The organism is Nostocoides vanveenii, from assembly GCF_039531165.1.
Lineage (GTDB): Bacteria > Actinomycetota > Actinomycetes > Actinomycetales > Dermatophilaceae > Nostocoides_A > Nostocoides_A vanveenii.
In genome coordinates, this window is the sequence record NZ_BAAAPN010000095.1 from 1 (window position 1) to 14,391 (window position 14,391).

Sequence of the window (14,391 nt, forward strand, 5' to 3'; positions counted from 1 at the left end):
ACGTCGTGTCGGGCAGATCCCATGACCGTCAGCGGGCAGAACTCATGACCGCCGGCGGGCAGCTTCATGGCCGTCTCCGGGCAGTTTCTCGTGTCCGTCGACACAGACCGAAGGCGCACACGCCAGGGACGACGCAGTCTGAGTGAGGTCGGTCGTGTATCTTCCATGAGAACGTGACGATGTTGGATGCCGTTCCACCGCGCCCGCGCTGGGCTGCGGCAGGGCCAAGGGCATGATGATGAGGCGCACCTTGCCATGGCATGGGTTGGAGATCTGCAGGTGGAGAGTCAAATCGCCGTCTTCTTGGGCTAGCAACGACAGGATCCTCCTCACGCTGTACCTGCTCGGCACGCTGTGGTTCGTCGGGGTGACGTCTCTGGGCCCGCATCGCGCATGGGCGACGCTTGCGCTTCCCGCCTACGCTGTTGGAGTGATCCTTTCCGTTCCGGCTGGGTCACGGAGGTTCGCGCCTCTGGTCGCGGCCGTCGGTTCGGTCCTGATTCCGCTGACATGGTTGATCCTTACTCAGGAGTCTCAACCGGAAGTCGCTGCCGTCGCAGACGGCGCGCGGGACTGGCTCACGGCGCGGACTCCCTATCTAGAGGATCCGCAGGATCTCAGTCAGTTCAGACCATATTTCCCCCTCACTTTTCTCTTCGGGATGCCATCGAGCGTCTTCGGATTAGGGGGCGTAGGTGACCCACGCATCTGGCTCGACCTCACTTTGGTAGGCTGGCTGTGGCCGCTTTATAGAGGCGCGGGAAGCGATGGACGCGTCAAGGCGGCCACTCTTCGCTCGACTTGGTTGTTGCTCAGTTGCCCGCTAGTCGCGCTCGAACTCAGCGTCAGTTCTATCGATGTGCCCACGATCGGACTAATCGCCCTTGCTGCTTACGCCTACGGTCGTGGACATCCATCCGCGGCCGTGGCGTTGGCCTGTGTGTCCACTCTGATCAAGCCGACCGCGATCGTGGTTGTACTCCTGATCTCCCTGGTCTCGCTGCGCGTAGGCGGACGACGGGTTGGCCGACGGATTGGACTCGCGATGCTCGCGATGGGGGCAAGCGGAATCGCGCTCGTCATGTTGTCCGGACTTGATCGCTTTCTTGTGAACGCCATCTTGTTCCCCGCGGATCTGGCAACCGTCCCAACGCCGGCCAAGAGCCCGTTCCCGGGCGTACTGATTGCAGCGCACCTGCCGCACGGGCACACCATCGCCATCGGGGTGACTGCGGCATACGTGGCTGCGTGCCTCGTCTTCGGCTTTCGGAGGGTAGACCCCTCGGCGCGGGGGATCCTGCAGGCGGGAGCGGTGGCACTCGTCGGCATCTACCTATTGGCTCCCGCTAGTAGGGCTGGCTACCTGATCGTCCCTCTGCTGCTCTGGTGGCTCGCCCGCAATTGCGGTGAACGACCTGTCGCGTGCCCTCGGGGTTCGTCCCGCGCAACGTCGCCATGATTAACGCTATGCGTGGCGCGGGCGGTTAGCGCGTCCCTTCGCGAGGACGACCGTTGGGTCGATCAACGCCCTGCCGGGGCCGCGGCCCCTAGATGCTCTAGGAAAGCGTCCCGCGAGGCCTGGCAGCAGAGGCGAGTTTGTAAACGTTCGACGCAAGCAATGGCGTGGATAGATTCTCTAGCCTTCGTCAATCTGAACTTTCAATGAGACGTCCCACTTTGATACCGAGATGTCGCAAGAGGCTGTTCGTCCGGATTTGATATTGACCCGGCCAGAGGCATCTCCTTTAGAGTAGGAGAAGATCAGATCATGCGGCCCGGGAGGCAACTCCAACGTTATCTCCTTCCCCGGTGAGAGCCTTCCGCGGGTTGTTCCATCAATCACAACTGAGACCGGAAGAATGGATCCCATCAGCTGCTTTTGACGAGTGATCCGAAGCCGACCGCTTCCGGCTGGACCATCTACACCGCATCTTGGGCAGGTGACGGCCGCGTCCGAGACCTCGTTGCCGCACTCCCGACATCTGACAAGTGCCACAGGTGCTCCAATGCTCGCGCTGGCTAAGTGCCTATGCGACTGTATTGCAATGCGCTAGAGGCCGCAGGCGGTTCGTGAACCTCGGCTAGTGCGGAACCAAACCCTCTGCTTTGCAACCGTATCCGTGTCCAGCCAGCACTGGTCGGCGCCGACCATCCCCGACCGGCCGTGGGGAATCCGCGGGGACGGGAACCACGAGCCCGGGATCACCGCAGGTCAGGCCCTGGTTCGCGGGCATGCTTGAAAACCGTTGGGCGGTACCCAATCCTGCCCCGGGGGTTCGAATCCCTCGCCCTCCGCTCACCTGCGATATCACCGGGTACCTGCAGCTCAGGCCCCGATTGTGGTGGCGCGGACCGCAACTTCTGGATCCGTGTGGTGTCCAGCCGTCGGCGACCGTCTCTCGTACTTTGTGGCTGTCCGCGGGGAATCCACGGGGAAACTCAGCTACGGCTTGCGTCCGAATTATGCCCTTCTAGGCATTATCGGCCAGAGGCTGCTCTCCGCGTGCGTCGGTCCTCCGCCGGTACGTCCCGGCAGAGCTCCGCGAGGTCGCAGTTCGAGCACTTCTCCTCCCAAACCGGGAGACGAGGGAGATCGTTGTCGCGAAGCGCCTCGCCAGCCGCCTTGATCCGACCACGGACGGCCAGGAGTAGCGGGTCCTCAACAAGCTCGCGGACGGTCTTGCCTTGTTCGTCGAGGTTGAGAACCTCGATGAGATCAGCCCGCTCGCCGGTGAGCTCTTGGTATCCGACCGCGTAGACATGGAGCTGGTCGCGCGTAACGTCCTCATCCTGGGCTCGTGCCGTGGACTTGAAGTCGACAATCGCCACCTCGTCACTGTCGAGACGTCGGACGAGGTCGATGCGCCCGTCGACCGTGATCCCTGGGGCGACGTGAACCTGGATCTGCTTCTCGCTGTGGACCGTTCGCTCGAGATCAGCGGCGTGCTCCGTCAGGTAGCGCTCCACTGACTTGATGGCAGCGGTACGCAACGTCGTCTTCAGCGCCGGGTAAGCATACGGAGCGTGGAGGTGTCGATCGACGAGATCTTCGGCCGCGCTGGCCCCGAGGATGTCCCCTTCGAGGGCACGCTTGTGCGCCTCAGCCAACGCGTCGTGGAGCCCCTTACCGTAGCCCAGCGCCTCGTGAAGCGGCGGGTTGAAGCCGTAGAGGAAGCGCAGCTTGAACTGATACGGGCATTCAAACAAGTACTTCAGTTCGGAGAAGGAAAGGGTGACGTTAGGCAGCTCCTGCTTGGGATGCGGCTCGAGCGTGGCCGCCGGAGCATCCGGGTCACGTGTGAGGAACCAAGCCTGCCGCGCACAGTGATCGAAGAACTGCGACCGCCTGCCGTAAAGCCGATTGCCCGGCACTGGCGAGTAAGACAGGAACAGGAACTTTTGTGCGCGTGTCACTGCGACGTAGAAGAGGCGGGTCTCATCCTCGACGGTTCCTCGGTAGCGGTCGGGACTCGAAACCGCGGTCTCAGGAATGACGTGGAAGAGGCCAAGGCCACCCTGCCGCTTCGCGGGGAAGCGGTTGTTGCGGAGGCAGGGGAGGAACACGGCCGGCCACTGCATGCCCTTAGCTTGGTGGACCGTCGAGATGACGACCGCATCGGGCGCGGCGTAGCCGACGTCTGCATCCGCGTCGGCATAGTAGTCCGGGGCCTGGTGCGCAAGCCAGTCGGCGAACGACCGGTATTTCTGTGCCGGATCGGTGTTGAAGTAGATCGCTTCAAAGTCCGAGATCGCTTGACTGAATTTGCCGAGTTGATAGAAGACCAGCTCAGCCCGCGCAGGATCACCAGGCACAGTGTCCTCGCGGAGCGTTAGTGCCTCGAGGAACTCGAGGTACAGGCGCTGGATGTTGTAGACGCCCCACCTCTCGCCGCGATCGAAGTCTCGACCCTCGTCCAACACCCGCATCGCGGTCGCCCAGTTTCCGCCGGCTGGCAAAAGCAAGGCGTCTTCGAAGAGTGTGCGCAACGCCACTGCGTCAACCTCTCCCACGATGTAGCGAAAGACTCCAACGACGGCCTGGATCTCGGGACTGTCGAACAACCGGTTGAGGCCCTTGATCACGAACGGAATGGCCCGACGACGCATCTCGTCGACCAAGGGTCCGGCGTCACCAGCAACAGAGCGGAAGAGCACCGCGCAGTCCGACCACGACAGACCGCGTCGGTCCTTGCTTGACCCATCGGCGAACGCAATCCCACGCATAGCCTGGAGACGGTCGCAGATCCACGATGCCTCCCCATCTGGATCAGCGAAATCGAGGGCAAGCAGGTCACCGCGATCGAACTTCTGAGGCCCTGAAGCAACCATCGCCTTGGAGAGCCTCGCGCCGGCAGGGATGAGCTCCGCGACCGACCTGCCAACTTCCACTACGCCTTCGCTCGAGCGGAAGTTGTCGTCGAGCGTGACTTGTCGGACGCCGGAGTAGCGATCCTCAAAGGTCAGGATGTTACTGACCTCGCTGCCCCGCCATTGGTAGATCGTCTGGTCGTCATCTCCGACGACGCAGAGATTGGCGCCAAACTGCACCAAGCCGCGAATCAGTCGTTCCTGCAGTGGGTTGACATCCTGGTACTCATCCACGACGACGTAGCGAATCTCGTCTCGGATATGGCGCTGTACGAGGCCAGCCTGAGAGTCCTCGTTTGGATCCCGCTCGAGGAGTTGGACTGCGAGGTTGATCATCTCTGTAAAGTCGAAGTATGCGTTGCCGTAGAGCAATTTCATGTAGTCCCAATGGGACTTGAGCACGCCGTCCGGTACCTGTTCCTCGTCAATGGTGTCCTCGCGAAGGACGCTCGCGGCTTGCATGTAGAGCTTCGAGTGAATGAAGCGCCGCAAGCGAGGGGTGCCGGGGGAGAGCGTCGGACACTCCGTCAGCCCCGACTTCCTGCTGTTCCTATCTATGAACAGGCGCGTCGTTATGTCCGTCAACACCGAGAACTTGAAAGTCTCCGGCACGAGACGCTGGACCATATCCAGCGCGTATCCGTGCATGGTGCCAACGTACATTTCCGCGATTCCCTGGGTGCTGACGCTCTCGGCCTCAAGGACGGTATGGATGCGCTCCTTGAGCTCTGCCGCGGCCTTCTCAGTGAAGGTGAACGCAATGACGTGGCGCGGCTCGGTGCCCGCCTGCTTGAGGATCTCGGCGACGCGTTGCGAGATCACTTGGGTCTTGCCGGATCCTGCGCACGCAATGATCTGGAGCGGTTCGTCTAGGCAGGCGATGGCTGCTGTCTGCGCCCCGGTATAAGCAGTCATGACGTCCCTGAGGTCTTGGCATGCGCCTTGGCTGCCGCTGAGGACTTCTCGATCTTCGCGACTCGAGCGTTGATCTCCTCGGCGAGCCAGACGAGAGGTTTTGCATGTTCGGCCTTCAGCACACCTGGCAGGATGCCCAGTGCCTCAAGCTTGCCCGTGGAGCTGAGCTGGAAGTGCCACTTGCCGTCGCACTTCTGCTTCGAGTCGATCACCAATAGCTCGCCGACGCTCTCGATGACGTCTTCCCAAAGTAGCGACGGGACAAGGTCTTCGATCTCAGCGTCATGTCCCTTCGGGCACTTGTCCGGCCAAGAGGCCAGGGAAACGAGATCCTTGTTCTTCGCCCATCCGAAGTCTTCGAGCTTCGAGATGGCCGCTCGGCCTTGGTCGTCATGGTCGAGGATCGCGACCACAGGTTTGTCCGTTGCAGAGCGCGCAAGAATTGCCTGAAAGACGACCTTCTTGGCCCCGTTGGCGCTAATGATGTGGATGCCGTCCAGCAATTCGGCGCACCCAGCCGCTTGACACGCGATGCGGAGAAACTCGCCATCGGTGTATCCCTCGGTGATCACAACTGCTCGCGTGCCGGCCGGTATCGATAGCGCGCGCTCGAGCACCCCGGCCATGCCGGCGTCACGATAGAGCGATCCGATCAACTCCGCGCGACTCTCATCTCCCGCACAGCATGCAGCCCTACTAGTTGCGCCATCAGATCGCTTACGAAGCTCGGTGATCGACGCGTCGGCGCGCCTGGACAACACGTACGGCGAGTGGGTGGTTACCAACAGGGAGACGTCAGGTCGCGTAGCCAGTTCCTCCAACTGTTCCATGATCACCTCCTGTGCGGCAGGATGAAGGAACGCCTCCGGCTCTTCGACCGCCAGCACCAACGAGCGTCTGCTTTGCTCAGCCAGGTACTGGAGCATGGAGACGAGGACGGCCCCACGCACTCCGGTGCCTTTATCGATGAGCCGCGTCGTCACGAGGTCGCCCAGCTGAACGTCAACCGAGGAGAGAGTCTCCGCGACCGAGGGCAACTCCGGCACCAGCGTGGCGGCTGCGATCTCTGGGAACATGGCGCCGACCCGAGCTTCAATCTGAGCGCGGAGCGGTTCCAGCAGCTCGGCCTGCAGCGCCGCCAGATACTGCGAGCGAGCCTGCTCAGCGTTGCCGAGCTCCTCCCCGAGATGGTCGGCGATAACGAGTTGCAGGATCTGCCGGAACTTTCCCTGCAATAGCGACTCAAGATCCTCTCCACTGTGCACGACGGCTGAACGAACCACCGAGCGGAACTGCGCCTCGAGTTTCACATGCTTCGGACTGTCGGCGGGCAGGGACGCGGCACCGTAGCCCTTCGCTTGGAACGTCGTCTGGCGGCCACCCTGACCAGTAAACGACGTGACCATGCGGACCTCGCGATCCGCTGCATACGTCTGGATCTTCCCTGTCGTCGCGCCCTTCCGTGCCTTGCGAACGGCGCGCTCGTACTCATCGGCACGCCGCAACAGCGTGACCTCTGGGCCCGTCTTCCCGACGTCGAAGGTCAAGGTGATCCGGCTAGTCGGCGGCGCGCCCATCGCCCCGGTTCGTGCCGGACGGTCCCGCTCCGGCACATAGCTGGCGTCGGAGTCCAGCGCCAACTCGAGTGCGCGGACGAGATTGGACTTCCCGCAGTTGTTCGGTCCGACGAAGTAGTTAACGCCCGACGACACCTCGAACTCGTGCTCACCGGAGAAGCTGCGAAAGTCCTTGACCCGGATGTGAGTGAGTTTCATACCTCGAAGACCTTCATTACCTCGTCGCCGTAATCGTTGATAACCTTGACCGCGATCTTGTTCCCTTCAGACGGAGCCGCGAAAGGTCGTGAGACGGTCTGGTACGTCGACTCCCAGGCGCCCGGGTCGACGTCAGCCTTCAACGCGGTCTTCAGCCGCTTGTAAGGGTCGTTACCGCCGGTGAAGTAGCAGTGGCGTACGAAGAAGGACTCCCCGTTGTAGTCCGTGTCAATCATCCACAACGCGATCTGGCTGGTGTCGTTGCTGCGGACCTCGCCAGTCGTCGGGTCGTAAATGTCGACGCCCTTAAGGTCGACCACGTACCCATCGCCCGTCTTCGAGATCTCGATGTCAGGCTCGCCGAACACGGTGAACAAGTTGCCGGCCCCGGTCTTCTTGAGCTCTTCCCCCATCAGTAGGTCGGCGTTCATTCGGACCATGAGCACCGGAAGCTTGCCTAGTAAGCGCGCGCCTTCGACGTGGGCGAAGCCCTCGTCGGTCGCCTCGACGGTCACGCCGTCGGTCTCCGTAACGTTGGTGACGTTGGGGTCGAAGGCGAAACCGAGGATGCACAGCAAGTCGACGTTGTCGGCCTGGATGGCCTCCTTGGCTGCGTTCTTGACGTACGACGCACTCACTGTTCCGTACTGCGGGCCCACAGCAATGCCGACCCGCGATGGCTTGGTGTGGTCGCCCGCCGGAATCTGCTCGCCGACGGCCTGAACGTACGAGCCCGCGTACGTCTCGAACGCGGCGAACTTGATTCGCTCTGCCTTAGTGCCGTTCTGGATTCCGGCCTTCGAGAGGTTGTCCAGGATTGACTGCTCGAAGTTGGGTGAATCGGCGTCCTTTGCGGCCTCTGTCTCTGACATGGGCTCCTCCCAGTCCTTGAATGACAGTGCGCGGTGGGGACTGAGAGACTCGACGGTGAATGGCCCGGCGACTCGGACCTTTTTCGGGTCCGCAAAGGGTCGGTCGTACAGCAGCTCGAAGTCAGAGTGTCGCTTGATTGCCGCGTCGATCTGCTCTCGAGACATCGCTTCCTTGATGTCGGGATTATTGGCGATCGACTTGAGCGTAATGTGCAATGCTCGTTCGTAGATGAACCCAGCTCTGATGTCGCCCGTGAAGCTGCGACTGTGATGCGTGAGGGCCGTTAACGACTGCTCCTTCATGTATCCCTCGGCGGAGTCCGCTAGCAGATACCAGGGGTAGCGAGCGCCCATAACACGTTGACGAGCTAGGGCGAGCGCCACACGGGACGTGTCAACCGTGATCCACCGCCGTCCCCATTGCTCGGCGACGTACGCGGTTGTCCCACTGCCGCAAGTCGGGTCGACCACAAGGTCACCCGGGTCCGTGGATAGCAGGATGCACCGCTCAACGACCTTGCTGTTCGTTTGCACGACGTAGAACTTGTCGTCGGTGAAGTTTCCAGTGCCCGTGTCGGTCCAGAAATTCGTTCGCGCCTGAAACGGAAAGTCTTCTGCGTATCGGCGATAGCGGATGCTGTTGCTTGCAACGTGGATCCGCCGCGACCATGCCAAGCGATTCATCCCGTCGGGATAGTTCGCCTTCCAGTGTGAGGTCTTACCGGGCCTGTAAACCTTTCCCTCGTGCTCGAAGGCCTGATCCTGATCCGACGCACCTTGAGACTGAAGGTCCCCCGGCGAGTAGACGCGCGCCCCCTCAGGGAGGTCTTCGACTGCTTCGCCGCTCCGTAGACCTCTGGAGCTACCATTTGGCAGCTCCACCCAGCGATAGGTCTTGCGCTCGTCGGCGTTCTGCCAGAGAGGACGCGACTTCAGTGAGGCCAGCTCCTTGGCGTACCAAAGCAGGTAGTCGCCATTGCGCCCCAGGGACAGCGCCTGGGTGAAGCCACTGGTGGTCACAAAACTGATCTGCGAGGCGAAGTTCGCCGCACCAAACACTTCGTCCATGACGGCGCGCACGAGGTGCACGTTGTCGTCGCCGATTTGGACGAAGCAGGATCCGGACTCGGTCAGCAGCTCGCGAGCAGCCGTCAGCCGATCACGTAAGTACGAGAGATAGGAACTGATCCCGAGCTCCCAAGTGTCGCGAAACGCCTTGATCTGCTCGGCTTCGCGGACAGCGTCGTCCATCTTGCCGTCTTTGACGTCACGATTCCGTGCCGAAACCTGCCAGTTGGACCCGAACTTGATGCCGTACGGCGGGTCAACGTAGACCATCTGCACCTTGCCGCGGAGTTTCTCCCGCTCAGCAAGTGAAGCCAGCACCTGGAGGCTGTCGCCAAGGATCATCCGGTTCGACCAGTTGGCGTCGTGCTTGTAGTACTCGATCTGCTGGAGATCATCGAGGCCGTCGAACGATTCGAAGAGAGTGAGCTCAGGCTCGTCTTCGGGACGTTCAGCTGTGCGACGGAGGTTCTCGATCAGCACACGAGGATCGATCTTCTCCTGGATGTAGATCGGCGGAGCGTCGGTGACCAGGTCATTGTCGTATCCGTCGACCTCTTCCGCCGCCGGGTACTTGCCGCGCCACACCAGCTGCGGGTCGAGCGACTCGTCCCGGGCATAGCGGATCTGACGGATCTCCTCAAGGCTCGCGCCGCCGAATTGCTCCGCAATCTCTGCTGTCGGGTTGTTGACCCGCTTCTCGTCGTGGGTGATCGAGCTGACGGGGGTGGGGCCCTTGGAGGTACTACGCGCCACGAGCGCTCCTATCGCTGCCAGTGTCGTTGAAGTCGAGAAGGTCCGGGTCGCCGATGATCGGGTCGTCACCATAAAGGGCCTGGATCGCTTCGGCGATCCGGACCTTGAAGCTACTGGGGTCAGTCATCTCGATATAGCCCCAGCGCCCGAAGCCACCGTGGTTGTTGACCGCGACGCACCACGAGTCGCGGGCCGTTGTCGCCTTCTGCTGGGTCGGCCCTGGGCTCTTCTGGCTTCCGGAGACCTCGATGATTAGCGTCCGTTCGACGTCGGATTCGTCGCGCTTGATCAAGCGCACGAGGAAGTCGGGGATGTATGAATGGCTGCGCCCCTTGTGCACGTACGGGATGGTGAAGCCCAAGTGGTCGTTCTTGACGTAGGCATGGACATCCCTGTTGAGCTCAAGCTCGCTGGCCAGGAGCTGCTCCCAGGTGTTGCCGTCCTTGCCGTCCAGCGTGACGTGCGAGACCTCGGACTTCTCGGCAGTGACGACGCGCTTACGCGTCACAAAGTCGACGTCGCCTGTCGAGCCTGCTGGATCGAACCGATTGATCATCGGGCGAAGTCGCTCTCGTCGGTTGCCCACATGCCTGGAGATGGCATTCCAGACCTGTTCAGCCGCGAGGACACGCGCCTCCGTGATGGTCATCAGGTATCCCAGGCTGTAGTCCCCCTTGAGCACGACCTTTTGCTCGATCCAGTCCTTGCAGATCCTCACGAGCTCCGGGAAGAGCCAGGGACGCCTGTCGCCGGCCGCCGTGAACTGCTCGTCGAGAATTCGCTTGGCCAGGGCGAACGCCACCTGTTGCGGGCGGTACGCAGTGGGGTCCCCCTCCTCAAGCTCGCGCCTGCCGACTACCCCTCCCATCTCGACCCAGGTCGGAACAGTGTTCGGACCGATCTCGAAGGCAGGCGCGTCGTCCAGATCGAGCCAGATGTCCTCGTCGGGAAGCTCCACGCGGTAGCCGTCGAGCTTCGGGAATGTGATGCGTAGGTGCTCTCGGTCTTCGAGCGCTCGAACCTCGATCGATGGCTTCGGCGGCGCCGGGTCGACGATGGGCTTGTCGCTGGAGATGAATTGGAATGGGATGCCGTACACGTTCGCGTACTCCGGCTCGAAGAGCCCGTCCTCGTTCGTCGCGTAGTTCCTGCGCCGCAGGCCGCGGCCAACAACCTGCTCGCAGAGCAACTGGCTACCGAAGGCACGAACACCAAGGACGTGGGTGACCGTGTTGGCGTCCCACCCCTCGGTGAGCATAGAGACGCTCACGACGCAGCGGACGTCGGCGCCGAGCTTCCCTCGCTTTCCGACCGTGTTCATGACCTCACGCAGCAGGTCCTGGTCGGTGAGTTTCTCCGTGTCAGCACCAGGGTTCCTACGGCGGTACTCGTCCTTGAACTTGGCAATCTCCAGCCCCGCTGCCTTCTTGAAGTCATCCTGTAGCGCCTCACCAGACTCGAGCTGGGCCGAGTCGACCAGGATGCTGTATGGCCGAGCGAGAGGCTGACCGTCGACGACATTATTGAACAGTGTGAGATTGCCGGGCCTATGAGCAATCACCTGGCCGTCCTCTATGATCGCTTCACCCCCGATCCAGTCGTAGACGAGCTTGCTGACGACGGTGTTCGGACAGACAACAATGAACACGGGCGGCGTCTCGCCGTGTGGCTTGAGGACCTTCTCCCAATGGTCGTACGCCTTCTCATAGCTGCGGTAGAGACTGCGCAAGGCGCCCTCAAGCTCCTTGGGTGGGAGCCAGTCCTTGACCGTGGCCTTCGCTGCACGCTTGGGCAGCAGCTGGCCGACATAGTCCCAGAGCCGTAGGTAGGTGACGAGGTCCGCATCCGCGTTGTCGTCGACGGGGGTCCTCGGGACCTTGACGATGCCGGACTCGATCGCGTCCATCAGCGAGAAATCGCTGACGGTCCACGGGAAGATGTATCCCTCGTTGTAGCCGCTGCCCGAGAGGTAGAATGGGGTCGCAGAAAGGTCCCAGATCTGCTTGATCCCGGTGTGCTTTGCCACGGCCTGGAGACCGGAGAACCAGACTCCCGCTTGCTCGTTCTCCTGTTCCTGCTCCTTGTCTCGCTTCTCCCCGGTCTGGATGGGCCGAGCTAAATAGCAGTGGTGTGCCTCGTCGTTGAGGACCATGATCTGCTGCCTGTCTGCCCCCAAGTCACGCAGGACCCGACTAGCCATCGCCTGCGGCGTCTCCTTGAACGGGTCGCCCTGGTGATCTCCCCTGAGCAGCAGTCGTGTGTTCTTGGCGACGCCCTTGATCTCCTTGGCGTCCTTGAGTAGGAAGGAGTGGTAGTTCGTGATCACGATCCGTGCGCTGACGAGGCCCCCCTTAAGGTCGGCCGGCACCAGGTCCCGCATTTCGTAGTAGTTCTCGACGTCTTCAGGAAAGAGGACCCGGAGTCGGTCGCGAATGGTGATGCCCGGCGCCACGATAAGAAATCTGTTGGTGAACCGCGCGTCGCGTGAGGCGTACTGCTTGTTGAGTGTCTGCCAGGCGATCAGCATCGCCATAACGACGGTCTTTCCGGAGCCGGTCGCCATCTTGAGAGCAGCCCTCGGGAGGCCGCCGTTGTGCGCCGCGTTCTCCGGCTCAAACCGTTTGCGCCAGTCGGCGTAAGGCGCATGCCGCCCGGCGACCTCGGTGAGGAAGATGGCCGACTCAGCTGCTTCTCGCTGCGCGAAGATGACGCGGTTCTCTCGTGTCGGGTCCGCCCAGTGTTGGAGGAGCTTTCGCGAGATGGGGGTGACGCCAAGGTACTGCCCGTCGCGCCGCCACCGCTCGACGTCGCGACGAATGTCATTGATCAAGCTGTTCTTCTCGCGGCGTTCATGCGTGGCGTCGAAGTCGAAGGCCTCCTGCTCGGATCCGTCGCCCCCCTTCTTCCCCTTCTTGCTAACCGCGATCGGGATGAGAGACTCGCTCGGCCGGCGGCCATCCTTCACCTCGCCGGTCGGCCCTTGCGGACTGATCACGTAGTGCCGATCTGGCGGCTCGTAGGGCGAGTTGAGGATGGGGTTGTCGATCGTCCCCGTCATGCGTGCACCGTCTCTTGCTCCCACGTTGGCAAGCCTAGTCCGGGTCGGGGCTGTGGCTTTGACCGGAGTTTCTGGCCCGACACGTCGGCTGGGCCAGTGGGAAAGTTGGGTCGTTGTGACCGAGTTGAACAGGACTCTGCCGGGCGCGGGCCCATCGGACAAGCCTGCAAAGACGACGGCGGCCAGGGCTGGGCGGCGGAGCGGGCCGCGGTCCGTGAGCTGGCCCGGGCCCAGTTGGGCCAGATAGGCGTTGCCCGGTCATTTCGATCTTGGTGATGAGATCGTGGAGGTCGTTGGGTAGCGGGTGTGCGACGGTGTGGGCGCCGGCTTAGATCTCGATGGTGCGGCAGCGTCGGACGGTCCGGACGCACTTCTTGATCGACCAGCCGGTCTGAGTTTCGATCCAATGGTTGATGGCAAGGCGGCGAGCACAGTCGCCCGGTTAGCACCACGTCGATGAGCTCGTCGTGCACGCAGCCCTCCCCGTTGTCTTCGCCCCACCGTCACGGTCACCGTAACGGATCGCGTGGTCACGATCCGTTGATTGGCCGGAGAGATCGGTGCGCCTTGATACAAGGAGTCGAATCAGCTCGATCTCCATTGCAGTGAGACACGATGGGATGATGGGGCTATGACCTCAGAGGGCTCTTCGTACTTGAGGTGGGGGCATCGTGGTGATCATGGTTTCTCGGGGTTGAGTCCGCCGCCGATCAGGAGCATGCGCAGGCGGTAGTTGTCGCGGTTGCGGAAGCCGCGGGCGATGCGGCGGTGGAGTTCGATCAGTCCGTTGATGGCTTCGGCGCCGCCGTTGTTGGCGCCGGCGGTGGTGAAGTAGGCCAGGAACGCGTTCTTCCACCGTCGTAGGGTTCGGCCGAGGCGGGCGATCTCGGGGATCGGGCAGGACGGGAACGACGCGATGATCTTCTCCGCGATCGTCCGGCCAGCGATGGGGGTGTCCTGGTGGTAGACCGACCGCAACTGTTGGGCGGCCTGCCAGGCGATGTGGACCTCGTCGTGGCGTTCGTCGGCGGCGATCGCGGTGGCCAGACGCTGGGTCTGCTTGTCGGGCAGGCGTTCTGCGGCGCAGCGCAGGATGGTCCGGATGCCGTAGAGCGGGTCGTTCTTGCGGCCGCGGTGGCCGTGGATGGTCTGCTGGACCCGGCGGCGGACTTCGTCGGCGGCTTCGCTGCCCAACTTCACCACATGGAACGCGTCGAGCACGGCGGTGGCGTCGGCGAGGTGGTCATCGATGGCGTTCTTGTAGCCGCCGAAGGCGTCCAGGGTGGCCACGCCGACCCGGGCGCAGAACGCCGGTCCGCGGGCCGACAGCCAGTCCCCGTAGACGGCCCCGGAGCGTCCGGGGACCAGGTCCAGCAGCCGTGCCCTGGTCCGCAGCCGACCCTCGCGGTCGGGGTGGCGGGTCAGATCGACCATCCCGGTGAGCTCCTTCGGGCCCCGCTTGACCGGCGAAACATGGTGCCAGTTGGGTCGGCCCGAGGCGCGGTGGCGGCATTGCTGCCGCTCCGTTTCCCCGGGCCGCCCGCCGAACCCGGCGTGCGACTCTCGCCGCACCGGGCTCTCC

6 protein-coding genes are annotated in these 14,391 nt (G+C 62.5%); 1 reads left to right on the plus strand and 5 read right to left on the minus strand.

All coding sequences use genetic code 11. The features are described 5' to 3' along the window. The first annotated feature begins 430 nt into the window (after window positions 1-430). Complete coding sequence (locus ABD209_RS16215; protein WP_344068095.1) at window positions 431-1,459, plus strand: hypothetical protein; 1,029 nt, start codon at window positions 431-433, stop codon at window positions 1,457-1,459. Between the two features lie 1,019 nt (window positions 1,460-2,478). Here the strand turns inward: ABD209_RS16215 and ABD209_RS16220 are convergent. From ABD209_RS16220 to ABD209_RS16245, 5 genes are all read right to left on the minus strand, one after another. Continuing rightward, window positions 2,479-5,283 (minus strand): ATP-dependent helicase, encoded by a 2,805-nt coding sequence (locus ABD209_RS16220; protein WP_344068098.1) that lies wholly within the window; start codon window positions 5,281-5,283, stop codon window positions 2,479-2,481. Further along, complete coding sequence (locus tag ABD209_RS16225; protein WP_344068101.1) at window positions 5,280-7,058, minus strand: ATP-dependent nuclease; 1,779 nt, start codon at window positions 7,056-7,058, stop codon at window positions 5,280-5,282. The genes ABD209_RS16220 and ABD209_RS16225 overlap by 4 nt, the downstream gene beginning before the upstream one ends. Next, window positions 7,055-9,751 (minus strand): site-specific DNA-methyltransferase, encoded by a 2,697-nt coding sequence (locus ABD209_RS16230; RefSeq protein WP_344068105.1) that lies wholly within the window; start codon window positions 9,749-9,751, stop codon window positions 7,055-7,057. The genes ABD209_RS16225 and ABD209_RS16230 overlap by 4 nt, the downstream gene beginning before the upstream one ends. Beyond that, window positions 9,741-12,809: a BPTD_3080 family restriction endonuclease gene (locus ABD209_RS16235; protein WP_344068108.1), complete on the minus strand. Its 3,069-nt coding sequence runs from the start codon at window positions 12,807-12,809 to the stop codon at window positions 9,741-9,743. The genes ABD209_RS16230 and ABD209_RS16235 overlap by 11 nt, the downstream gene beginning before the upstream one ends. Before the next feature lie 678 nt (window positions 12,810-13,487). Continuing rightward, window positions 13,488-14,391, minus strand: a 904-nt coding sequence (locus ABD209_RS16245; RefSeq protein ID WP_344068110.1) for an ISL3 family transposase, incomplete at its 5' end; no start/stop codon positions are given.

Coding starts and splice junctions, on each gene's coding strand:
- ABD209_RS16225 (WP_344068101.1), bottom strand. CDS start 7,058: ATGAAACTCACTCACATCCGGGTCAAGGACTTTCGCAGCTTCTCCGGT.
- ABD209_RS16220 (WP_344068098.1), bottom strand. CDS start 5,283: ATGACTGCTTATACCGGGGCGCAGACAGCAGCCATCGCCTGCCTAGAC.
- ABD209_RS16235 (WP_344068108.1), bottom strand. CDS start 12,809: ATGACGGGGACGATCGACAACCCCATCCTCAACTCGCCCTACGAGCCG.